The organism is Dokdonia sp. R86516, assembly GCF_044596715.1.
Taxonomy (GTDB): Bacteria; Bacteroidota; Bacteroidia; order Flavobacteriales; family Flavobacteriaceae; genus Dokdonia.
The window spans coordinates 1,442,398-1,467,777 of record NZ_CP138998.1; the positions used below are offsets into that span (position 1 = coordinate 1,442,398).

At 38.2% G+C, this 25,380-nt stretch carries 15 protein-coding genes; 8 read left to right on the top strand and 7 right to left on the bottom strand.

All coding sequences use genetic code 11. The features are described 5' to 3' along the window. Window positions 1–37 precede the first annotated feature (37 nt). Window positions 38–670, bottom strand: a complete 633-nt coding sequence (locus tag SJY23_RS06635; RefSeq protein ID WP_396597924.1) for a LysE family translocator — start codon at window positions 668–670, stop codon at window positions 38–40. A 164-nt stretch (window positions 671–834) separates the two neighbouring features. On the opposite strand from SJY23_RS06635, the gene der reads away from it, so the two are divergent. The 3 genes from der (at window position 835) to SJY23_RS06650 (ending at window position 6,354) form a co-directional block, all read left to right on the top strand. Continuing rightward, window positions 835–2,142 (top strand): ribosome biogenesis GTPase Der, encoded by a 1,308-nt coding sequence (der, locus tag SJY23_RS06640; protein ID WP_035334702.1) that lies wholly within the window; start codon window positions 835–837, stop codon window positions 2,140–2,142. Between the two features lie 431 nt (window positions 2,143–2,573). Beyond that, window positions 2,574–5,354, top strand: a complete 2,781-nt coding sequence (locus SJY23_RS06645) for an outer membrane beta-barrel protein (protein WP_396597925.1) — start codon at window positions 2,574–2,576, stop codon at window positions 5,352–5,354. Between the two features lie 82 nt (window positions 5,355–5,436). Continuing rightward, window positions 5,437–6,354, top strand: coding sequence for a patatin family protein (locus SJY23_RS06650; protein WP_035334700.1), 918 nt, complete (start codon window positions 5,437–5,439; stop codon window positions 6,352–6,354). 62 nt (window positions 6,355–6,416) lie between these two features. On the opposite strand, the gene SJY23_RS06655 is transcribed toward SJY23_RS06650, so the two are convergent. Both SJY23_RS06655 and SJY23_RS06660 read right to left on the bottom strand, forming a co-directional pair. Beyond that, complete coding sequence (locus tag SJY23_RS06655; protein WP_396597926.1) at window positions 6,417–9,098, bottom strand: AsmA-like C-terminal region-containing protein; 2,682 nt, start codon at window positions 9,096–9,098, stop codon at window positions 6,417–6,419. Window positions 9,099–9,152: 54 nt separating this feature from the next. Further along, a complete protein-coding gene (locus SJY23_RS06660; RefSeq protein WP_396597927.1) occupies window positions 9,153–9,866 on the bottom strand; it encodes a queuosine precursor transporter in 714 nt (237 codons plus the stop codon). 96 nt (window positions 9,867–9,962) lie between these two features. Here SJY23_RS06660 and folK point away from each other — a divergent pair, with 96 nt between their 5' ends. Further along, window positions 9,963–11,081, top strand: coding sequence for a 2-amino-4-hydroxy-6-hydroxymethyldihydropteridine diphosphokinase (gene folK / locus SJY23_RS06665; RefSeq protein WP_396597928.1), 1,119 nt, complete (start codon window positions 9,963–9,965; stop codon window positions 11,079–11,081). A 15-nt stretch (window positions 11,082–11,096) separates the two neighbouring features. Here folK and SJY23_RS06670 read toward each other — a convergent pair whose 3' ends face one another. Then, on the bottom strand, window positions 11,097–12,515 hold the full coding sequence (locus SJY23_RS06670) for a CotH kinase family protein (RefSeq protein ID WP_396597929.1): 1,419 nt from the start codon (window positions 12,513–12,515) through the stop codon (window positions 11,097–11,099). A 103-nt stretch (window positions 12,516–12,618) separates the two neighbouring features. Beyond that, entirely contained in the window at window positions 12,619–13,593 is a 975-nt protein-coding gene (locus SJY23_RS06675) for a polyprenyl synthetase family protein (protein ID WP_035325748.1), read from the bottom strand. Between the two features lie 161 nt (window positions 13,594–13,754). Here SJY23_RS06675 and SJY23_RS06680 point away from each other — a divergent pair, with 161 nt between their 5' ends. Genes SJY23_RS06680 through SJY23_RS06695 form a run of 4 tightly spaced genes read left to right on the top strand, consistent with a single transcriptional unit; the run spans window position 13,755 to window position 20,463 of the window. After that, entirely contained in the window at window positions 13,755–14,360 is a 606-nt protein-coding gene (locus SJY23_RS06680; protein WP_396597930.1) for a TetR/AcrR family transcriptional regulator, read from the top strand. Then, window positions 14,360–15,700, top strand: a complete 1,341-nt coding sequence (locus tag SJY23_RS06685) for a TolC family protein (RefSeq protein WP_396597931.1) — start codon at window positions 14,360–14,362, stop codon at window positions 15,698–15,700. Before SJY23_RS06680 ends, SJY23_RS06685 begins: the two co-directional genes overlap by 1 nt. A gap of 47 nt (window positions 15,701–15,747) precedes the next feature. Beyond that, on the top strand, window positions 15,748–16,914 hold the full coding sequence (locus SJY23_RS06690; RefSeq protein WP_396597932.1) for an efflux RND transporter periplasmic adaptor subunit: 1,167 nt from the start codon (window positions 15,748–15,750) through the stop codon (window positions 16,912–16,914). Between the two features lie 3 nt (window positions 16,915–16,917). Further along, entirely contained in the window at window positions 16,918–20,463 is a 3,546-nt protein-coding gene (locus SJY23_RS06695; RefSeq protein ID WP_396597933.1) for an efflux RND transporter permease subunit, read from the top strand. A 139-nt stretch (window positions 20,464–20,602) separates the two neighbouring features. On the opposite strand, the gene SJY23_RS06700 is transcribed toward SJY23_RS06695, so the two are convergent. Then, a complete protein-coding gene (locus SJY23_RS06700) occupies window positions 20,603–21,925 on the bottom strand; it encodes a RagB/SusD family nutrient uptake outer membrane protein (RefSeq protein ID WP_396597934.1) in 1,323 nt (440 codons plus the stop codon). Window positions 21,926–21,934: 9 nt separating this feature from the next. Continuing rightward, entirely contained in the window at window positions 21,935–24,913 is a 2,979-nt protein-coding gene (locus SJY23_RS06705; RefSeq protein ID WP_396597935.1) for a SusC/RagA family TonB-linked outer membrane protein, read from the bottom strand. Window positions 24,914–25,380 lie beyond the last annotated feature (467 nt).

The following is a 25,380-nucleotide window of genomic DNA, read 5'->3' on the forward strand; positions in this document are numbered from 1 at the left end:
GAGTGCTTTTATAAAAGCTTACTAAATCGTTGATAAATTATTCAGCAATTACAAGTTTTATGGCTTGGATTACACCAGCAACTATAAGTACAAAGCCTATAATTTTATTGAGCTTTCCTTTAAATTTTGCAAAGTTTGAAGTCATATACTCGCTAGCTCTTCCATAGAGGTAAAGAAGTCCAAATTTACCTGCAAAAACTCCAATTAAGAAAAATATAATAAGAAGCCACGGAGAGTTCTTGTCTAAAATAACGTACCTAGAACTTATAGAGAATATCGCAGTCCAGTAAATGAACATTGGAATATTAAGTCCTCCTAGTAAGAGGCCATTAATGAAACGCTTAGGTCTGCTTGATGATTCACTATCGTTTTTTTTAGTCTTTTTTGAGAGAAAATAGATCCCTGCAGCTATCATGAGAACAATAAAAGTGATCTGTATCCACTCATGTTTTTCAAATAACCGTTTTGCAAGCACCCCAAAAGCAAGGGCAAGTCCTGCAATAAAGACCTCTCCAAGTGCAGCTCCATAAGCTAGGTGAAGTCCTTTAGTGAGGCCTTTGTCACTAGTGTATTTTACTACAGCAAGATTCGTCGCGCTAGGTGGTAGCGTGGCGATTATGGCTCCTATAAGTCCTATAGAAAGGGTAAGTATATATGCGATAATGATCATAGTAGTTGGTAAAGCTACGTTATAATCATATGGATAGACAAGAGTTTATCATATCCTTAGGATTTACGAAATTTACATCCCAAAATGTTGGTATAAAGAGAACAATCATTTAAATGCATAAGACTGTAGATTAACGCTATCTTTGCACACCTAAAAAATTTACAATGAGTACCATAGTAGCTATCGTAGGACGCCCTAATGTAGGGAAGTCTACCTTTTTTAACCGTCTAGTGCAACGTCGTGAGGCGATTGTAGATGCCGTAAGTGGAGTGACGCGTGATCGTCATTACGGAAAAACAGACTGGAACGGTCGCGAATTTACCGTTATCGACACAGGAGGATATGTAGTAGGAAGTGATGACGTTTTTGAAGCAGAGATAGACAAGCAAGTAGAGCTTGCCATAGATGAGGCAGATGCTATCATCTTTATGGTAGATGTAGAGCACGGTATAACTGGGATGGATGAAGAGGTTGCAACACTACTACGTAGATCAAAAAAACCTATTTTCCTTGCTGTAAATAAAGTAGATAATAATAAACGTGCGGCAGATGCTGTAGAGTTTTATAACCTTGGATTAGGTGATTATTACACTATAGCTGCAACAAATGGAAGCGGAACAGGAGATTTACTTGATGCTGTTGTAGAGGCTCTTCCAGAACAAGTAGAAGAGGAAGATAAAGATGAATTGCCACGCTTTGCTGTGGTAGGTCGTCCTAACGCAGGAAAATCTTCTTTTATAAATGCATTAATAGGTGAGGAACGTTATATCGTAACAGATATCGCAGGGACTACTCGTGATGCGATGGACACAAAGTACAATCGCTTTGGGTTTGAGTTTAACCTTGTAGATACAGCTGGTATACGTCGTAAGGCTAAGGTAAAAGAAGATCTTGAGTTTTACTCGGTTATGAGATCCGTAAGAGCTATCGAGCACGCAGATGTTATTTTGCTCGTAGTTGATGCAACAAGAGGATTTGATGGTCAGGTGCAAAACATATTCTGGCTTGCAGAACGCAACAGAAAAGGAATAGTAATCTTAGTAAACAAGTGGGACCTTGTAGAAAAGAAGACTAATACAATGAAAGAATTTGAAAAGCACATAAGACAGCAAATAGAGCCATTTACAGATGTACCTATTGTATTTATCTCTGTGCTTGAAAAGCAACGTATTTTTAAAGCAATTGAAACTGCTGTAAAAGTATATGAAAGTAAAACGAAGCGTATTAAAACAAGCGAACTTAATGAGTTCTTCTTGCCATTAGTAGAGGCATTTCCACCGCCAGCCATTAAAGGTAAATACGTGAAGATTAAGTACTGTATGCAACTTCCTACACCGCAACCACAATTTGCGTTGTTCTGTAATTTACCACAGTATCTCAAAGAAGGCTACAGGAGATTTTTAGAAAATAAACTTCGTGCAGCTTATGATTTCTCAGGAGTGCCTATTTCTATCTATTTTAGAAAAAAATAATTAGAAGTACACTTTCGTGAAAACGAAACAAACTAAAAAAGCTATCAGACATCTGATAGCTTTTTTAGTTTATTATAATCTGCAAACGGCTATTTGTAGCCATTAAAATGCTTTTTTGAAAATTATCCCAATAACCCTAGAAGCCAAAAAATAATAAAGAAGATAATAATGGTGCTTATGCAGCCACCACCTAGTTTTTTTGCACCATAAGCGGCAATAAGTCCTTTAATGATTTTATTCATGATATTTGGTTTAATGGTTAGTTGTACAAACATACACTTCTCGTATTCTAGTATGAGTTAATAATCTGTTATGAGTTCAGGTTGAGTAGAAAATGACCTGTTAAATATTTATTAAAATTTAACTATCAGTATATCATTTGGAAGGAATCATTGTTTATTTGGTAAACATCAATCAATCAACCGTATATAATGCGAATCAATCAACTAGTACTCCTCGCGACAGGTCTATTCTTCTCTATTGCTCTGCAGGCGCAAAATTTTTCAATTACAGGAACTCTTAAAGACAAGGATTCAAAACAAACGCTGGAAGCAGCTACGGTATTCTTAGAGACCGTAAAAGACAGTACACTCATAACCTATACGATTACAAACCAAGAAGGATTATTTCAACTAGAAGGTCGCGCACAAGAGACAAATGCACGTGTAAATATCTCCTTTCTGGGCTATGAGAACTTCACGAAGAATGTAGATTTAAGTGCTGGAGATATTACGCTTGGTGATATAGAGGTAGCACCTTCAACAAATACTTTGGGCGAAGTCGTTGTAAAAAGTAGAGCTCCAGTAACTGTAAAAAAAGATACGCTAGAATTTAATGTTTCTTCTTTTAAGACTAAGAAAGATGCAAATATAGAAGACTTACTCAAGGAACTTCCAGGTGTTGAGGTAGACGAGAGTGGTAAGATCTTAGTAAATGGTAAAGAAGTAAATAAAATCTTAGTAAATGGTAAGCCATTCTTTGGCGATGACCCAACAATTGCCACGCGCAACCTTACTAAAGAAATAGTAGAAAAAATACAAGTAGTAGATACTAAGACAGATGATGAGGCCTTTGCTGGTGAAGATGGTGATCAAGAAAGTAAGACCATTAATCTTACCATCTCAGAAGAGAAGAATAAGGGAGTCTTCGGGAGAGTTGCTGCTGGTGGTGGGACAGATAATCGTTTTGAATATGCGGGTATTGTAAACGCCTTTGATAATGAGCGACGCATCAGTGTACTTGCAGGAGGAAATAATATTAATTCGGCTGGATTTAGTTTTGGAGAGATAAGAAAAATGTTTGGAGGAGGAAGAAGCGTCTACTTCAACGGCAACGGAAGTTTCGGTATTGACGGCAGAAGCTTTGGTGGCGGACAAGGAATTGTAAATAGCCGTAGTGTGGGAGCAAATTATACAGATGAGTATGCAAAAGGCTTTGATGCAAATATGGATTATTTTTACTCGGCAGCAAACTCTTTTGATGAGACTCGTGTAGAGCGAGAGAATATTCTTCCAGACAGAAGGTTTTTTACAAACAGCGATTCTCGCAATGATTCAAATTCAGATAATCATAGTATTAATACTACTATAAATATAAAGAAGGATTCTATGCTACTCATTAATATCAAGCCCAAATTTTCTTTTGCAAACAGTGAGACAAGCTTCAACCGTACAGAGGAATCACTTAATGAAGAAGGTGAGAGAATTAATGAATCGGCAACTAATAACTTCGTAACAGATCAAGGAAAGAATTTTGAAAACACCTTCAGTGTTACTAAGAAATGGGGTGATAAAGGAGCCTATGTAAGAGCTCGTGTTCAAAACGAAATCAATAGACAAGAGAGCGAAGATTTTATAGTGTCAAACACAGAGATATTTGGCGATAACCCATCAGAAATTAATCGTAATCAGTTTACAGATGGAGAAACTAAACTTGATGGTTACAACCTTAATCTTACGTATAGAGTTCCTCTAGTAGCCAAAAAGTTATTTCTTGATGTAGATTTTGGTCACCGTAGCGATAGTAGAAAACGCAAGAGAAGTACCTTTGACTTTGATGAAGTAACGCAGCAGTATAGTATCCTCAATCAAGAACTAAGTACAGATTTTGAAGGTCGAAATTCACGCACAACGCCTAAACTGGGGCTTAATTTAGATGGAGAGAAACTCAATATTAACGTAAGTGTAGGATACGTATTTCGCACCCTAGAAAATAATGACAACTTGCGCCCAGAATTAGATATCAAGCAAAATTTTGAAGCATTAGAACTTGACACGTATATTAACTATAGGTTTAGCCCAAAAGCGTCTATGTATGCAAGTCTAGGTAAGAGTAACAGACCTCCAGAAGTAACGCAACTTAATCCATTTGTAGATGTTTCAGACCCACTTAATATTGTAGAGGGTAATCCTAACCTAGCACCATCTAATGATTATAACTTTTATGGAGGATTCAATAATTATGACTTTCAAAAAGGAGGTGGATGGTATATTAATGGAAATGGAAGGTTTACAAACGATGCTATTGTACGTAAAACTACCATAGATGACAACCTAGTAAGTCGTACAACCTATGTAAATGTAAATGGCAATTATAGCATAGGAGCAGGAGGAGGTTATAATAAAAAAGTAAAAATAGACTCCTTACATAGTATAAAATATGGCGGAGGCATTTACACAAACTTTGGGCGTAATGTAAACTTTAATAATGAAGTGCAATACGCTAGTAAAACGAGATCTCTAACACCGCGTGTAAATTTTACATACACTTGGAAAAACCTGTTTGAAGTAAGACCTAGTTATAATATCTCTATTTCAAAAACTCAGTTTGGTCTAGATGCTTTTGAAGATCAGGACTTTGTTTCTCATAATATTTCATTGGGAACGGCTTTGTTTGTTCCCAAAAACTGGGAGTGGCGCAACGATATTAATTATAATTACAACCCTAATATTGCATCAGATTTCCAGCGAAGTGCAGTTTTTTGGAACTCGACACTTGCTTATTCATTTGCAAAAGATCGCGCCACAGCAACCTTAAAAGTATATGATGTGCTAGATCAAAACACAAATGCAAGGCGTACGGCAAATGCAAACTTTGTACAAGATGTACAGAGCACAGTTTTAGAGCAATACTTTATGCTTAGCCTTAGTTGGAAGTTCAATACGCTAGGTAAAAAAGGGGAAACAAATGATGGTGGGATGTTTTTCTTTTAACGCTTTCGCGAAAGCGTACCTCAACAAAACCCTCATTTCTTAATTAAAAACCTTATTTTTCTAAGCTCAAAGAGAACCCACAATGCGAGCATTAGTCATTTCAGGAGGAGGAAGTAAAGGCGCTTTTGGCGGCGGTGTTGCTCAGTACCTTATGCAAGAAATGGGAAAGGATTATGATATGCTTGTAGGCACCTCTACAGGAAGTCTATTAGTGCCTCATCTTGCTCTTCAAAATATCGAAAAGATAAAAGAGGTATACACCTCTGTAAATCAAAATGCCATTTTTAATGTTTGTCCTTTTGTAATTAAAAAAGACAAATGGGGTGAGCAAACTATTGCTATTGATCACTGGAGCGTACTGCGCAATTTTTTGAAAGGCTCTAAAACCTTTGGGGAAAGTAAGAAGCTACGCAAGCTTATAGAAAAAACCTTTACGCGTGAAAATTATGAACAGCTACAGGCTAGTGGTAAAGAAGTACTAGTCACAGTTTCTAATCTCTCACTTCATAAAACGGAATATAAATCCAGTAAGGAAGAGACCTACGAAGATTTTTGTGACTGGGTGTGGATGTCGTGTAATTATATCCCTTTTATGAGCCTAGCGTCAAAAAATGGATGCGAGTATGCAGATGGAGGTTTTGGCGCGCTTGTGCCTATTAAAGAAGCTGTAGAACGTGGCGCAACAGAGATAGATGTAATCATATTAGAAACAGAAGTGACTTATTATAACAATCTCCCTTCTACTAATGTGTTCTCCCTGTTGAGCAATCTACACGGATTTATGATGGACCGTATAGAAAAGCAAAATATCACCATAGGTAAATATGCAGCCAATCAAAAAGAGGCGATAATAAACTTCTATTATACGCCTACGGTACTCACTACAAATTCGCTCATTTTCAATAAAGAAAAAATGAAAATCTGGTGGAAGAGTGGTTTTGACTATGCCAAGTATAAAAACGAAGAGCTCAACGAGATTAAGGTAGATGATGAGGGGTAGTATCCCGCTTTCGCGAAAGCGGAATATATATACACCACATCATAACTTGAGTTACTACTTCATTAATTAACCGTATCCTTCACTGTTTCTTTTGTTGTTTTCTTTTTTCCAAAGAGACCACCTAATATTCCCGTGGCAACATCTTTAATGGCGTCTTCGGCTTTTGGGGTTGTGGTGGTGTTTTGAGGAGTCTGTGTGTCAGTAGTTGTGCTATCTGTCGCAGTAGTGTTTGGTGTTGTTTTGTTTCCTCCTAAAAGACCTCCTAATACATCAGTAAGTTTATCTTCTACTTTGTCTTTTGCGCGTTGCTTCTGGATCTCTATAATCTGGTTAGTAAGCGCTGTGGTCGCTGCTTTTAGATTAAGATCTACCTTGGGCGCAGTAAAATTTCCCGAAAGGGAAACAGGAACGTCTATATGGATGTTCTCTTTTTCGGCATCTGTAAGTTTTGAGAGTAAGCCGCTCACGTCACCGCCTAGATATTTTGCAGGGAGATCAAGGTTGAGGGTGTAGTTCATCTCATTTGTAAAGCTATGTCCACCGCTTACCTGTACATTAATTCCTTTTACATTGAAATCAAATGGTTTTACAGCCACCTGACCATCATTAAATGTAAGGCTTGTTTTGAGCTTGTCTAGTTTAAGGTCGTCAAGGTTTATAAAATCAAGTTTTTGCGATAGGAGATTAAGAAGTGGCATTTTATCTGCATCTACATCTGCGGTCAAAATCTCTGCAAAGGCATCTCCAGAAATGGTACTAAGGATAGGGCTGAAGTTGTCATCCAGCTGTCCCTGCAATTGTATTTTGGTATTGAGCGCGCCTTGTAGTGCCTTTGCAATAGGAGCAAGTCCTTGCAGCATCTCTAGCTCCTTAAATGAGCGGTCTATGTCTATACTGCTCAAGTCTACAGTCATATTAAAAGTAGGAGCGCCATCACGTGTGGTGACAGATCCAGAGAGCCCTGCCGCACCGCCAAAGATGCCAGAGTTAAGATTGCTTAATGATGCCTGCTCATTTGCAATGGTCACGCTACCTTTTGTATTACTAAGTTCTAGCCCATCATAAATTACCTTTGCGGCATTAAAGTTTACAGAGGCATCTAGAAAATCTGGAATTTGTACTGCGGTATCACTCTCGCCTGTACTAGCTGGTGAGTTACCAGTTGTAGTAGCAGTGCTGGTTGCAAAATCATCCAGATTAAACACCTTTGAGGTCACATCAAAACGTCCTTTTAAATCTTCCTTAGACATCACAAAAGGGATGAGGTTTTCTATAGATCCCGTTGCATTTATATCTGAAGTTCCACTTGTTGCGGCAAATGAGTTAAGTGCAATATTGCCGGTTTTAAAACTCACATCTGCATTTTGTATAGCAATGGGATTAGGCAATTCTGGAGTGCTATAAGTAAAGTCACTAAGTGTAGCATTTCCAGAGCTTTTTATATTTTGATACTGTTGCTTCTCGACAGCGTTCATATCAAAACTCGTCACCACATCTGCAACCAGTCTACCTTGCAGCGGCTGGTCTAGGTTAAGAGGATACACCTTGTCAATGTTTCCTAAGTCTAGCGCACCATCTAGGTCAAGATTAACAAGCATATTACCCATCAAGTTTTTAAGTGTTCCCTTTGCCGTAAAGGTGTCTTGGTCAATCTTAAAGCGTAAGTCGTTTATCTCGATATAAGTAAGTTCTGTAATGCCAGTATCATTTTTAATCTTTACATCTATATTGATGTTGTTCATCCTTTTAGGGAGATCAGGATACTTAAAAGAAGCATTATTAGACACAATCTCAATATCAAGATTTGGGATGTTAGTCTCCGTTGTTTTCCCTGTTATAATTCCGCTTACGCGAAAATCGCCACTCGTTTCCACCCCATCGAGATTTGCTCTATATTCCTTAGGGATTAGAGCTAGAAAGTTCTTAAAATCTGATGAAGGCGTTTTGAACGATAAGTCCATAAGATTGCCATCTTCTAGAAGCTCTATAAAACCATTAAACTCTAGTGGGAGTTCGTTTATTTTGGCTAGGTTTTCCTTAAAAGTATATTTCTGTTTTTCTAGCTCCATTTGGATTACAGCCTCGAGGTCTAGGTCGTGCCCATCTAAGTAATGCGTACCACCATAATCAAAAGATACTACAGCGTGGGTCTTCGTATCAAGTTCACTCTCAATAGCCGAAAAATCTCCAGAACCCGTATGGTTTACCTCTGTAAGTTCTAAGTGGGTTTGTGTAGAGCGATCGTCATAAATTATTTTTGAGTCTACGAGGCTGTACTCTTGTAAGTTAAAAACAAAAGGTTCTGAGCTCTCCTCAGTAGTAGTCTCTGTAGTCGGTGTCTCTTTTACAATATCATAATTTGCATTGCCTAAGGAGTCTACTTGTACGTGTACGTTTGCTTCTAGAAGTGATAGTGCATCTATAGCAATAGGCTCATCTGCAGTATTCTTAAAGAGTTGGGTAACGCCCATCTCAATGCGTATTTCTTTACCACTCGCAAGTGTGTCACCAGCAAATGGTGCGTTGTTTATTACCGTAAAGTCATTTACTATAACCGTAGCATCAGGAAAGCTCCTAAAGAGGCTTAAATCCAGAGAAGACCATTCTACTTGAGCGTTGAGGTTATTGTTTATGGTTTCCTTGAGGAGGTCTTCTAGTTTTCCTCTAAACAAAAATGGAGAAGCAGCCAGCACGATAACAAGTACAAGAACTACAATGCCTATAATTTTAAATATCTTTTTCATTTGTTGTTTTCTAATGTTGTCTTTTACAATCTGCCTTAGTGTGAATATACTTGTTTATAAAGGGAGCTTAATTTCTTCTCCTTCTTCAAGGTTAAAACGCTTCTTAAATAACCATACACCTAGATAAAGGAACGGTGTGTCGAATGCCGCTACGAGAATTTTAAATAAGAATCCACCTAATAATAGTCCGCCGAATAAATTCCATTCTATTAACCCAAAAGCGCACAAGAGCAAAAGCACACTTGCCGTATCTATAAATTGTGATAAAAAGGTGGAGAAGTTATTTCTGAGCCAGAGGTGTTTGCCCTTGGTTACTCGTTTCCAAAAATGATAAATGTGTATATCTACATATTGCGCAAGTAAGTATGCCATCATACTTGCAAAAACTGCCAGCGCCGTAGCGCCAAATACGGTGGTAAAGAGACTATCACTTACAGGCGACCAGCTAGTAGCAGGAACTACTTTTGCCACATAAACGATGAGTAACGAAAATAGAGAGGCAAAAATGCCAGCAGTGACCATCTGGTTTGCTTTTTTTCTTCCGTAAATCTCGCTTACAATATCTGTAATAAGAAAGGTGATAGGGTAGGGAAGTATCCCTACAGAAATCTCAAAAGTATAAATGCCAAAAAAGTCCCAGCTAAAGAATTTTTGAAATATAAGGTTAGATACCACCAGGGCACATATAAAAAGAGCACCTAGTGTAAAATAGATGCGATAGGCTAGTTGTAAGTCCTTTGAATTTAAGTGACTAGAGATTTGATTCATTTTCTTAATAACTTCAATTTCAAAATTAGGGCATTGTGATTTTGATTTCCTTAATTTGTTGTGAAATCTTAAGCCCAACTTAGAACAGCTATCTCATTGCATACTATATACTTATCATTAGGCAGTAATCAAGGTAATACGTACGAGGCACTCAATAATGCAATTCAATTGCTTTTTGAGCGTGTAGGTCGTGTGCGCAAAATCTCACCAGTGTATCAAAGCCCAGCTTGGGGTTTTGAGGGAGCAGATTTTCATAACTGTGCTGTAAAGATGGAAACATCACTATCTGCAAGTAAGCTCTTAGATGCAACGCAAGCTATAGAAAAGTTACTAGGCAGAGATAAAACAGAGGGAGAAGGATATCAATCACGATATATCGATATAGACATATTACTATATGACGATGTTGTTAAACAAACAGAGCGATTAACCATACCGCACGAGCATATGCTCAAGCGTCGTTTTGTATTGCAGCCGCTCGTAGATATAAGTGCAGAAGATGTAGCTCCTGTTTTTAATAAGTCTTTTGCAGCGTTGCTAGAAGCCTGTGAAGATGATAGCTCATTAACAAAGCAAGCAAAGTGGCTCAAGAAGCCACAAGACAGTATAGATCTAGGTGGTTACAATTATATAGCGATAGAAGGCAATATAGGCGCTGGTAAAACAAGTCTCGCTACAATGATTTCTGAGGAGTTTAATGCAAAACTCATTTTAGAGCGATTCAAAGACAATGCATTCTTACCTAAATTTTACAAAGACCCAGATAGGTTTGCCTTCCCTCTAGAAATGTCTTTTCTGGCAGATCGCTATCAGCAATTGCTTGATGATATTGGCCAGTTTGATTTGTTTAAAGACTTTATGTGTGCAGATTATGATCGATATAAATCGCTCATCTTTGCACAAGTTACGTTACAAGAAGAAGAGTATGTGCTGTACAAGCGTCTCCACGAGATGATGTATAAAGATATGCCACAACCAGACTTGTATGTGTATTTATATCAAAACACGGAGCGTTTGCTTAAAAATATAAAGAAGCGTGGCCGTAGTTATGAGAAAAGTATTGCTCCAGAGTATCTAGAAAAAATCAATCAAGGGTATTTAGATTTTATAAAGGGACAGCATAATCTTAATGTAAAGATTATAGACATCTCAGATCTTGATTTTGTAAAAAACCGCGAAGACTTTTTGAAGGTGATTAACTCTTTTACTGCTTAGTTTTACAGTCGCTTGTTATTTTAAATCACTAATGTATTTGTCCAAAAAGGCAAGGCGCTTTTTTGTCCATTCTTGCATATACGTAATACCTTCTTCCTCATAAATGAAAGTGTCCCATACGAGCGCTTCTCTCTCGTAAACCTTCTGTTCTTTTAGTGAGTTATAAGTGTCCATTTGTTTTTTGAGCAACTGCTCTTCGCTTAAAACCCCTTGTCGTAAGGTGAGCCATCGCGCTTGAAAACGTGCAATAAAATCATCTGCATCTGTGGCGATAAGCCTTCTTAATAGTCCGTTGCTTAAAAAGTCGTTTGTGGTATTAATACGCTTTCCGCTGTAGATGGTTCCTAGTGTTCCGTCCAGATCCCAAGGAGCATAAAAGTAGGGCGCTCCGGCATCATAACGTATTAGGTAGAGATTTTTTCCTAGATTATCTGGTGCTCGTAGGGCATTTATATATAAGAAGTAATCTATAGCATTATCAAGTACAAATTGTTTTGAGATCGCTTTCGCGAAAGCGTCATCATCACTATTAACCACAAAGTCTGTAAAAGGATATACATTGTCCCAAGGCGCGTTACTAGGCGATGGGTATTTTATATCATAACCACCCCAGCTGGCTAAAAAATTCTTTGCAGGAGGTATAGAGTCAAAGGAACTGGCACCTAGGTAGCGTGCCCCTTGAAAGATCTCACCACGCACGGTATCGCCTTTGTTTTTCTTTATCTTAACTAACTTGCGATCTACCTGCTCCTGCAGTAAGAAAAGACCTTTGTAGCGACCATTTATAAATACCTCACTATAAGCCGCGGTCGCACCAGCCTTTGCCTTAGGTTCTTCATCTAGATAATGTGGTGTGTAGATATTATTCCAGAGATTAAGTGAGATAAAAGAGCGCATACGTAAGGGCTCGTTATAAAGTCCATCCAGAATCCAGTCATCATCAGAGCGCATTCCAGCCAGCTTGTAGTCTTGGTTTTCAAAACCTAGACTGTCTTTGTAAAAGTTGAGGTCATAGGTTTTCTTCTTAAAAACAAGCGAACTGCTACCTCGTAGCTCAATACCGGCATAACTTGTAAATGTGATTTCCTCATCTGCATACCCAATGCGACTCATACGTTTAGGCTCATTTACAATTTCTTGCGAGGCGTTTATAGTAATAAGCGGTAGGGATGTTATGTAAGCTTTATAGGTGTTGTTATTAAGCTTGAGGGTATGAGTTGTGCTGTAAATAGAGTCTGTGCTATGTAGGGTAAGCGTGTATGAATTATTACCTAGTGAGAAAACCTCTGTTTGTGATAGCTTTCTATTTTCTGGTATTTGTATGACGGCAATCTGTAACGAGTCATCTATAGCAAGTTGCTCACTATGCCAGGTGTTTTGAGCGCAGCTAGAGAGGCTCATCACGGCTAATAAAATAAATAGAAAGTACTTCACGAGTAACATTAATTAGTTCTCGTAAATTTAAGCAAACGGAGTGCCATAATAAACTCTTAGTTAAAAGTTTACGTAGGGACTGCTTGTAAAAGGTGTGTGCTCGCTAGTATGTGCGCTTCATAAGCCCTTGCCCAAAAAGCCTGAGCGTTTCCTTTTTATCTTCTGATATGTCTACATTATCAAGTGCGGTAAACGCCTTTTGAGTATACTTAGCTATTTCTTCTTCGGTTGCTTTTGCGGCTCCTGAGTCTAGAAATTGTTGCTTTACCGTCTCTATTTTATCTGTAGGATCTGCCGGTGAGATAGAGAAAAAGTGCTCTAGTTGTTGTGCATCATCCTTGTTTGAATTTGCTAGGGCAGTGAGATATAAAAATGTTTTTTTGTTTTCTATAATATCGCCACCTACTTGCTTTCCAAAACTCTCTGGATCGCCAAAGGCGTCTAAATAATCATCTTGTAGTTGAAAAGCCAGTCCAAGATCACGGCCGTAGTTATAAATACCTTCTTGACAACTCTTTGATGCGCCAGCTACAATAGCACCCATTTTAAGTGCAGCACCTACGAGAACAGCGGTTTTATACTCAATCATCTTCATATATTCTGGGATGGTTACATCGTCACGCGTCTCAAAATCTACATCATACTGTTGTCCCTCACAAACCTCTATTGCTGTTTTTGAAAACAGTTTTGCCAGCTCCTTAAAGGTGGCTCCCTCATAATTTTCAAAAAGCTGGTAGGCACGTATAAGCATTGCATCACCAGAAAGAATACCCGTATTAATATCCCACTTCTCGTGCACCGTTTCTTCCCCGCGTCTCAAAGGTGCATCATCCATAATATCATCGTGCACTAGAGAGAAGTTATGAAAAATCTCTACTGCCAGCGCTGCATCTAGTGCATCTTTATAGTCTTTTTCAAAAAGCTCACACGCCATAAGTGTAAGTACTGGACGCAATCTTTTACCACCTAGTTGTAAGATGTAATTAATAGGCTCATAAAGATTTTTAGGTTCCTTCTCTAGCGCGTGCTTGTTGAGATATTCTAAAAATATAGATGTGTATTCTGGTATGCTGTGCATAAATGGCAATTTTTTGTAAAAATAAGTGATAAAAGGAGATTATGCCCTATTACGCTTTCGCGAAAGCGCACAGTAAAAACTTACAGTTGTTAAATTTTAACTAAAGTTAACGGAAACTTTAAAAACTTAAAAAGTTTCCTGCGTATCTTCGCGCCTTGACTATGAAAGAACAATTATTAAAAACCGCCACCGAACTGTTTTTAAATCAAGGATTTAAGAGCATTACTATGGATGATATTGCCCGTGAGATGGGAATGTCTAAAAAGACGGTGTACAGTTATTATGCTAATAAGGAGGCTATTGTCTCTGCCTGCGCACTTGATATGTTTAATTCTGTCTGTGGAGGTATAGATGGGATACTTGATCAAGAATTAAATCCTATTGAAGAGTTATACGACATAAAGAAATATGTACTTGAGCATATAAACGGAGAGCGTACTTCTTCTATGTATCAACTTCAAAAATATTACCCTAAGATACACCAGACCCTTAGAAAGAGTCAGTACGACTATATGCAGAGCTGTGTGACTAGAAATGTACTTAGAGGTATAGAGCAAGGACTTTTTATTAGTGAAATAAGTGTGCCGTTTGTGGTAAACATTTACTTCACCGGTATGACAGGTATTAAAGATGAGACAATTTTCCCTAGATCTGCTTTTCCTGTAGGAGACTTACACGATATGTATCTAGAGTATCACATACGCGGTATTGTAACCCCTAAGGGTAGAAAAATTTTAAATAAACTTATTAAATCTAACCATAACTAATGATACAGAGATTATATATAGCTGTAATGCTTCTTGCTAGTGTAGGTGTGACCGCACAGACTAGAAGCTTTACTGTAGAAGAGGCTGTGACTTTTGCTCTAGATAGCAACTACACAGCAATAAATAGCCGTCGTGATATCGCAAAGGCAATAAAGCAAAAGTGGGAGACCACAGCGAGTGGGTTGCCACAAGTAAGTGCTAGTCTAGATTATAATTATCAAATCAAGCAGCCTACACAGCTTATACCAGCCGAGTTTACTGGAGGAGAGCCTGGTACTTTTATACCTGTAGTTTTTGGAACACAGCAAAATGCTACTGCCACCGCTACATTGAGTCAGCTCATTTTTGATGGTTCATACCTTGTAGGTCTACAAGCTGCAAAGACGTTTCTAGACTATTCTAAAAATGCAAATGAAAAAACACAACTCGAAGTGCGCAAAGGAGTCATAAACGCATATGGCGGTGTGCTACTTGCACAAGAAAGTGTAGCAATTTTAGATAGAAACATTGCAAACCTTGAAGATAACCTTAAGGAAACAAAACTCATTTTTGAAAATGGTTTTGCAGAAGAGGAAGATGTAGAGCAGTTACAAATCACTTATTTGTCGCTTCAAAATCAGCGTGCAAATGCAAAGCGTATGGTGGTGATTGCAAAGCAAATGTTTAACCTCGCAATAGGTGTAGGGGTAGATGAGGAGACGATTCTTAAAGATAGCCTAGAGTCACTTGCTGTGCCAGCACTAGGATTACTTAATGATACGGTAAACATTGAGCAAAATGTAGACTATAAGATTGTAAATAATCTTAATGAGCAAAGAGCACTAGAGCTTAAGCTAGAAAAGAGCAAGGCCTTACCTACACTAGGAGCATTTATAAACGTAGGAACCTTTGCAGGGCGTAACGAGTTTAACTTTTTTGATAGTGATGAGAAGTGGTTTGCACAGTCTATTACTGGGTTCCAGCTTAACATCCCTATTTTTAGTTCTGGTATGCGTAATGCAAGAACAGCGCAGGCAGAGATTGCGCTAGATCAAGCAGCAACACAAAGAGAGGAGACAGAGCAACAGATAAAACTTGCTTATGCATCTGCAAAAAGTGATCACGAGCTTGCGATAGATAACTACAACACTGCGCTGAAGAATATCAAACTTGCAGAGCGCATTGAAAATAAAAACCAAGTAAAGTTTAGAGAAGGGCTTAGTACGAGTTTTGATTTAAGACAAGCACAAACACAGCTTTACCAAGTGCAGCAGGAATTAATACAGGCAATGCTACAAATTGTAACCACAAAAGCAGAGCTTGAGACTATTCTTAATGTGCCTAACTATACAAACAACTAGTTTTTAAAAAGAGAATCCAAATAGTACCAATCAGTAATATTACAATGATGAAAAAATATATCACACTTGCCATCTTAAGTATCGCGCTAGCTTCTTGCGGTGGAGACAGTAACGGAAAATCTGTAGAAGCCCTTCTAGAGTCTGGATCTGTAGAGGAGTTACAGGCAAAACAAAAAGCACTTAAGGAAGAGATCACGGCTACTAATGATCAACTAGCACAAATAGAAAAGGTGCTAGAAGAAAAGAATCCTAGAGAGAAAAAAGAGGTTCTTATTACCACAATGACGGTAAAAGACACCTTGTTTAATCACTTTATTGAGGTGCAAGGTAATGTAGAGACTAAGCAAAATGTACTTATCTACCCAGAGTACCAAGGTACCTTATCTCGTGTAGTTGTAAAAGAAGGACAGCGCGTGCGTAAAGGGCAAACGCTGGCTCGTATAGATGACGGTGGTCTAAGCAGTCAAGTAGCACAAATGGAATCTCAACTAGCACTTGCAAAAACTACTTTTGAGCGCCAGCAACGTCTTTGGGATCAAAAAATAGGGTCAGAAATACAATACCTACAGGCAAAAACACAATATGAGTCATCACAAAATATGGTGAGCCAGATTAGAAGTCAGCTGGGTAAAACAACGGTTACAGCTCCATTTTCTGGAGTAATAGATGAGGTGATTACAGACCAAGGTACAGTGGTTGCTCCAGGTATGGCATTATTCAGAATCGTAAATCTTGATAATATGTATGTAGCGGCAGAGATTCCAGAAAGCTACCTTCCTACAGTAACTGCTGGTAAAAAGGTAAAAGTAGAGTTTCCAGTACTAGGAGAGTCTGTAGAGACTACCGTACGCCAGACGGGTAATTATATCAAGCCATCAAACAGAAGTTTTGCAATAGAAGTAGATGTTCCTAATAAAGATGGAAAGGTAAAACCTAATCTTACAGCGAGACTTTCTATCAACGATTACACGGCAGAAAGTGCAATTTTAATCCCTCTCAATGTGATTAATGAAAATGCAGTTGGTGAGCAATTTGTGTATACCGCTTTCGCGAAAGCGGACGAAATGGTAGCACAGCAAAAAATCATCACCACAGGTAAATCACAAGGACCTAACATAGAAGTACTATCTGGTCTAGAAGTGGGAGATAAAATCATTGTAGAAGGTGCGAGATCTGTAAAAGATAACCAGCCAGTAAAAATCTTAACATACTAAGCGATGACAGATAAGAAAAAGAAAAATGTAAACAAGGAGTTTGCGATTTCAAGTTGGGCGATAGATAATCCTACGATTATTTACGTTCTTATGGCGCTGTTTCTTGCCTTAGGGATGGGAGCCTACCTCGGGATGGCTCGTGAGAACTTTCCGGAAATTAATGAGACTAAAATTTATATCTCTGCACCTTACCCAGGTAACACTGCCGAAGATATAGAACGTCTCATAGTAGACCCTCTAGAAGATAAACTGCAGAATCTTTCTGACGTGGTAGAAGTATTATCTACCTCACAAGAAGATTATGCAATCATCACAGTAGAGTTTAAAGAAGGCGTAGATGTGCAAGTTGCAAAGCAACGTGTTAAGGATGAGGTAGACTCAGAAACGGCAAATGAGGACTGGCCTACGTTTAACAACGCAAAGGTCGAGCCTAATGTTTTTGACCTAAGTATCTCAGAAGAGACACCTATTCTTAATGTAAACGTATCTGGTAACTACCCTACTATAAAGCTCAAGGAGTATGCAGAGTACCTGCAAGACGAGATTGAGAGCCTTAAAGAAATCAAGGAGGCTACCATACGCGGTGCTCAAGAACGCGAGGTAGAAGTAGCGGTAGATGTGTATAAGATGATTGCTGCTCAAGTAAGTTTTAATGACATACTTGCTTCTATAGGCAATGAGAATATGACCCTCTCTGCAGGTAACCTTATAAGCAGTGGGCAGCGTCGTAACATACGCGTTATAGGAGAGATTCAAAGCCCAGAAGAGCTTGAAGACTTTGTAATTAAATCAGAAAATGGAGCGATATACCTAAAGGATATCGCAACGGTATCATTTACAGAAGAAGATAAAACTACTTATGCGCGTGACCTTACGCTTTATGATGGAGACACCGTAGATGATGAGGAGATAAGCGAGACAGTGGTAATGCTAGATGTAAAGAAACGTTCTGGCGAAAATATGATTGAAGCTGTTGAGCAAATCAACGAGATTATCGAAAACGCCACGGCAGAGGTCTTTCCTCCAGATGTAGTCGTACGTACGGCAAATGACCAGAGTGCCAAAACAGAAAACCAAGTAAATGACCTAGTAAACAATATCATCTTCGGGATTATACTTGTGGTAGGTGTACTTATGTTTTTCTTAGGGTTTAAAAACGCACTCTTTGTAGGTTTTGCGATCCCTATGTCTATGTTTATGAGTTTTATGATCCTTAATTTAATGGGTTATACGATGAATACAATGATACTTTTTGCCCTCATTATGGGACTAGGTATGCTTGTAGATAACGGGATTGTGGTGGTAGAAAACGTATACCGCCTTATGGATGAAGAAGGTATGGGACGCATAGAAGCGGCCAAAAAAGGTATCGGAGAGATTGCTTTCCCTATTATCATTTCTACACTTACAACCGTAGCAGCCTTTGTGCCGTTAGGATTATGGCCAGGTATTATGGGACAGTTTATGATTTACTTCCCTATCACATTATCTGTGGTACTAGGTTCGTCATTATTTGTCGCAATATTTATAAACTCGATGCTCGTATCACAGTTTATGAATACAGAGGAGAAGGCGCTTTCGCGAAAATTTCTCATACGCACATCACTCATTATGTTGCCTATTGGGTTAATGATATTATTTTTAGGTGGAAGCATACGCGGTCTAGGAAGTCTAGTGCTAGCGACTATTATCTTTATGTGGATTTACAAATACCTGCTTAAAGGTGCTGCCGATGTTTTTCAGCAGCGTTTCCTTACGTGGCTTGAGAGGGTGTACAAAAACTTCTTAGGGTGGTCTATTAGAGGCTACAGACCTATTGCATTTGTAGGAGGTATTTTTCTATTGTTAATTTTAACTTTTATGGCATTTGGAGGTTCTATAGGAGCAGGTCGTACCGCTATAGAGTTCTTCCCAGATAATAAGCCTAACCAGATTACGGTGTATGTCGAGTATCCAGAAGGAACAGCCATCGAGAAAACAAATGCCATTACTAAAGAAATAGAGCAGCGCGTCTTTAAAGTATTTAATGACGAAGCATATCTAGAGGGTGAAGATTACAACGCTCTTGTAGAAACTTCTGTATCACAAGTAGGTGAAGGTGCAGGTAATCCTCAAACAGATGGCGGTAGTGCTGCCGAGATGCCGCATAAAGCAAAAATTACGGCAACAATGCGTGAGTATAAGTACCGTAACGAGGCAGATAGTGAAGAGCTGCGCTTTAAAGTGCAAGATGCCGTGAGAGGCGTATACCCAGGAGTGGTAATTACAGTAGAAAAAGATGCTGCAGGACCACCACAAGGATACCCTATTAACATCGAGCTAGAAGGTAAAGATTACCAAGAACTCATTATCGCAGCAGAGCAAATGCGTAACTATATCAACAGCCGTAACGTGCCAGGTGTAGATGAGCTTAAGATTAATGTAAATAGAGGTAAACCAGGTACAGAGGTCATTGTAGATCGCCAGAAGGCTGGAGAGCTAGGTGTAGCAACAGGTCAAGTGGGTATGCAGCTGCGTCGTTCTATCTTTGGTGATAAGGCTGGAGTATATAAGAAAGACGGAGAAGATTACGACATCTACGTGCGCTTTAATGAAGAGCAACGTTATGACAAATCTGCTTTATTTAATCAGAATATCACTTTTAGAGACCCAGCAACTGGGCAAGTAAAGGAAGTGCCGGTGAGTGCTGTTACTACTACAAAAAACACATCATCTTTTAGTGCGATTAAGCACAGAGATTCAAAACGTGTGGTAACGGTATATTCTAACCTTGCTGCTGGATTTACAGATGCGGGTGTGGTAGTTGCAGCCATTCAAGAAGAGATGAAAAACTTTGATGGTGTGCCTAAGGATATCAAGGTAAACTACACAGGGCAAATTGAAGAACAAGCTAAAGAAATGAACTTCTTAGTAAGTGCCTTTTTTGGAGGTCTTGCGTTGATTTTCTTCTTACTTATTTTCCAGTTTAGCTCTATATCAAAACCAGTCATTATTATGATTGCAATCTTCTTGAGCTTTATAGGAGTTTTTGGAGGTATTATTATAAGTGGAGCGCCTTTCGTTATCATAATGACTATGATGGGTATTATATCACTTGCCGGTATTGTAGTAAATAATGGGGTGGTACTTCTGGACTACACGCAGTTGCTAGTAGATAGAAAAGAGGTGGCGCTAGGTCTTGAAGACAAACAATTACTTGATAAAAAGACAATGCAAGAATTGATTATAGAAGGAGGTAGAGCGCGTTTACGCCCAGTATTGCTTACTGCCATCACAACCGTTCTTGGTCTAATACCGCTTGCAATAGGTATTAACATAGACTTCTTTGGATTGTTCCAAGAGTTTGATGCAGGGATTTATGTAGGAGGTGATAACGTGATTTTCTGGGGGCCACTTGCGTGGACAGTAATCTACGGATTAATCATAGCTACCTTCCTTACTCTTATTATCGTACCATTGCTATATTACATAGTATATCGTATTAAGTTCAAAATACGAGGAGGTAAAGAAACCGTAGAAGAAGAAAAAGAGCTGCCAGAAGCAGCATAACTGATTAGTTAGTTAGTGTAGAAAAGCGCATTCGGCAATAAGCTGAATGCGCTTTTTTTTGTGGGTAATTACGCTTTCGCGAAAGCATAAAAAAACACCCTATACGTAGGGTGTTTTAGAATTGCTCAATAACTTTATATTAAAGTTCTGTAAGCGGTATTGGAAATTGAGAGAATACATCATCATTTGCTCTGTCTATAGGAAGCTCGTCAAGACGATTATAACGACGTACATCAATCCATCTGTGTCCTTCTGCATAGAGTGAGTACCTACGTTGTGTAAGCATTTCATCTGTAAGAGAAACAGCATCCATAGCTCCAGCATAAGGATCCAGTCCAGCGCTTTCACGTATGATATCTAAAGCTGTTACTGCTTCCATAGGGTTGATGGTAATGTTTGCCTCTGCGTATAATAAGAGTAGTTCTTCTTTACGTATGATTGGAATAGGGTCTACGTTACTTGTATATCTAAATACATCATACTCTCCAGTAAGACCATCTAGAGTAAGAGCTGATTCTCTAAGCACTACTTTGTCAAGACGTTGATCATCTGTCTCAGCATCTGTAATAAATGATGGTTGTGCGATACGCGCGCCAGCAGTAGATGAGTTGAGAGCAAAAAACATAGGGTTAAGAATATCTGTCTGGTCTTGAGTGAAGTTGTGATAAACACCTAAATCTAATTCATTATTATCTAGTGTTAAAAATGAATCTTCAAGAGATGATAGTACGCCAGCAAAATCGCCTTGATATGCAGCTACACGTGCCGCAAGTGCATTACTTACTTGGCTAAAGCTTGCCGGAGTACCAAAATTTCTAAAGCCAGAAGAAAGTACAAATGGAAAGGTATCACCACCAGCACTCAGGTCTAAGGCAGCAGCATCTAGTGTTGATTTTATAAAGCTTAACGCTTCACTTTTTGAAACAATAGGTCCAAGATTAGTCTCATCTGCTACATCTATACGTATACCTCCTTCATCTGTAAGATTAAGGTTGAGCAGTAGCTCATGTGCAATCATTGTATTGAGAAACCCTCTTGTAGCCCTAAGTTCTTCGTCTGTAAATATGGAAGAGAGACCTTGTGAATCGAGAAAACCTAATATTAAATTTGCATTTTTTACAGTTCTATAGCGGGCTGACCAAGGTGTTGTAATATAAAACGTGTTATTGTCTAGCACAGAGTTCTCGCCACCTAGTAAATCACTAGTAAAACGCGGGTCAGAACTTGAGAATCTATAGTATTCTCTTCCTATAACTCCACAGTCGTCATAATAGGTGCCAAGCCCAACTCTTGAGCTGTATAAAACCCCTCCTACGAGATCTATTAGGTCCCCCCTTGTTAGGTTTTCTGCAAAAGCATCAACCTCAGGGTTATTTAAATCTGAATATTCTTGAACTTCACAAGAATAAAACCCGGCGCAAATACTTAATGCGAGTAGGCTTTTTATAAAATATTTTTTCATCTTTTTATATTAAAAGTTTACAGCTAGGTTAAATAAGAATCGCTTAGAAGATGGGAAAGGTGTAACCTCTACACCAGTAAAGATACCGCCACCACCAAAGTTTGATACTTCTGGATCATAACTGTTATAGTCAAATATGTTAATTAGGTTAGTACCAGAAAAGCCAACTTTAATGTTGTCTATATTACCACCTAAAAAGTTTTCTAGAGTAGCAGAAGGAAGCGTGTAGTATAAACCTACCTCACGTAATCTCAGGTAAGATGCATCCTCTACAAATACCTCTGCAGATGATCCTAGTTGACTTATTCTGTATGGTCCATTTGCAAGCGTACCAGTTGGATCTAAACCAGAGTCGTCATAATCTGCACTTGTACCATTAAGATCAGATAGAAGTGTGGTTAAGTTAATGTTATCCCCACCTTTTTTCCATTGCCATAAAAATGATAATTGGAAATCTTTGTATTGAATGCTATTATTAAGCGCCATTTGAAAATCTGGCTCTGAATCTCCAAACCTTTGGAATCTATTTGCACCTGGATTAGGGCCAATTCCTACTATCTGTGTAGCGCTAGAACCTTCTTCAATTCTAAATGTACCAAGTGTCGCTCCAAAGGCACCTACGTTAAAAGGATCAACATCTAAACGAGTGATTTTAGAAGTATTTTTAAACCAGTTTACACTAGCATTCCACACAAAATCCTCCGACTCAATGATATTGCTATTTAATGATAATTCAAGTCCTTTGTTTTGTAATTCACCTGCATTTGCAAATTCGCTCGTAAACCCAGAAGATGGAGGTAGTGCTGACCTAAGAATTAAATCGTCAACAGTTTTAATATAGTATGTTGCAGAAAAATCTACTTTACCATCAAGAATACTAAGGTCTGTACCAAATTCTAATTCTTTTTGACGCTCAGGGTTTAAATCACTATCTCCACGCACACCTACTAGACTTATTCCTAATATACCATCTGTAGAGAATGATGTGTATGATGTAAACAATGCACCATAAGGAGCAAAGTTACCTGCCTCTCCATAAGCTACACGAAGCTTAAACTTATCTACAAAGCTATCTTCTTTCCAGAAATCAAACTCATTAAAGTTTGCTGCAAGTGATGCTTTTGGGTAATAGTTAAGCTCGTTTGCATCTCCATTATTTGAAGACTTGTCTCCTCTTAATCCTATTGCTCCTATAAGCTTATCTTGAAAGTTTATTTCTTCTTGTACAAAAAATCCTGCATCTTCTTGGAGTAATCTAAACTGGTTAGTTCCAGTGTTAGCCGCTTGATCAACATTAGTTTCTGAAGCTACAAGTCCACTAGCTGTTATAAGTTGCGTATTTCTGTCAAAATACTCTCTTGTTACGCCGGCTTGAGTCCTAAAAGATAAATCATTATCTGTTCTGTAATTATGTACTAAGAAAGCTGCTAGATTGTAGTTTCTGTTTTGAGTGTCACCTTGAACAGAAACTCCATTTTTGCCTTGAATATCTAATTTTTGAAATTGTAAATCTTTAGGGAAAATAGCTCTGGATTTTTGGCCATATGTATCTAAACCTCCACGTAGAATTAATTCAAGACTTGATTTTTCCTTTTTGAAGATATCTAGATTTGCAGAAGCACCAATAATAAAGCGATCTACGATCTCTCTGTTAGTTACTCTGTCTCTAGTTTGTAAAGGGTTTGATGCTCCTGAAGGATTATCTGGGTATACACCATTTTCATCTGGAAATAACTGTAGCCAAGGAGTTGTACCCGTTAATGTCACACCAATAGTGGTGCCTGAGTTGTCATTATTAAAGAAGCCACGATCAGATTTTGAGTTGATGTAGTTTGTATTAAGGGATACCTTTAAGAAGTCTGTAGCTCTATGATCTAAGTTAAGACGAAGTGAAGTCTTTTCGTAGCCCGTGTTTTTTACAATACCATTTTCATTACTATGAGTCACACCAGCGTAGAAGCGTGTTTTTTCATCTCCACCGCTCATGCTAAAATTAGTTTTGCTTATAAGACCTTTTTCGCCGTATATCTCTTCTTCATAATCTACTAATCTTCCTTCATCCCTAGCAGCTACAAAAAGTGGTACTGCCTCTGCACCAAAACTGTCCTCTACGCGTTGTTCGTTATAATTACGTAACCCTAATAGTCTTGTTACTTGGGTCCACCCAAATGATTGACCAAATTTAAACTGAGTTTCTCCAGCTTTACCTTTCTTAGTTGTGATAATAACAACCCCGGCAGCAGCTCTAGAACCATATATTGCAGCAGCAGATGCTCCTTTCAGTATTTCAATATTTTCAATATCATCTGGATTTATATCTGCTATTCTGTTTGTTGGGTTATCTTGTTCTGAAGCACTTCCTCCTCCCGATGCTGCAGAAACTGCATTAAGACCTGCAGAAATAGATGAGTTGTCAACATAAACACCATCTATAATATATAACGGTTGGGTGTTACCTTGGATGGAAGTCGCACCACGAAGTTTAATAGAAAGTCCCCCTCCTGGTGCTCCAGAATTTTGGCTTACGAGTGCTCCAGCAAATTTACCATACAAAGCTCCATCTAAGGTAGGAGGTGGTGTCGTGCCGGTAATTTGCTCTGCTGATACGGATGCTACTGCATTTGCAGCGTTTGATCTTTTTACAGAAGAGGCTAGACCAGAAATTACTATTTCATCTAGCGACTCTGATGATTCTTCAAGAGTCACATTTAGTGTCTGTGAACTTGAAATTATTTGTTCTTGTGTTGCATACCCTAGGTATGAAAATTCTAAGGTTCCAGAATTACCGTTTAGTGTTATCGAGTAATTACCATCAAAATCTGATGTAGTTCCGTTTGAAGTTCCTTTTTCAATAACATTGACAAAGGGAATTGGGTTATTTCCAGCATCTTTTATAACTCCCGTAACAACAGACTGTCCCATTAGGGCACAAGGAATTAAAAATAACAAGAAATAGACCATTTTGAGTAATGGGTACTTTTGTTTCATTTGATATTTGATTTAGTTTATAATTCAAATTATGAATAATATTTAACTTATTTAACTAATAGTTATATATATGCTAATAATTTTCTAAAAATTACACGAAATAAGTGAATTTGCCAATAGTCATCTTAATTCTTCAAATAAATCAGCTTTCTTTTGAGAACTTTTCAAATCATATTTGATTAATTATTTGATAATAAGTTTGTTGAGGGTGTATCATTTAATTTTCAAAAAGAATAATGAGCTGAATTATATGATTTAACAATAAAAACAGCTACTCTCAGTATTTTTTATCGGTATTTAAATATCCATAGTTAAAATCTATTGAATTTCGATTCATTTCGGCTTATTTTAAAAAGAATTTTATAGTTGGCATCACTTGTCTTGGGTGTGCTGAGAAATGCCCTTAAAACGCTTTATTTTGCGCTTTCGCGAAAGCGTGTGTATAAAATGTGGAAAAACTAGGAAAG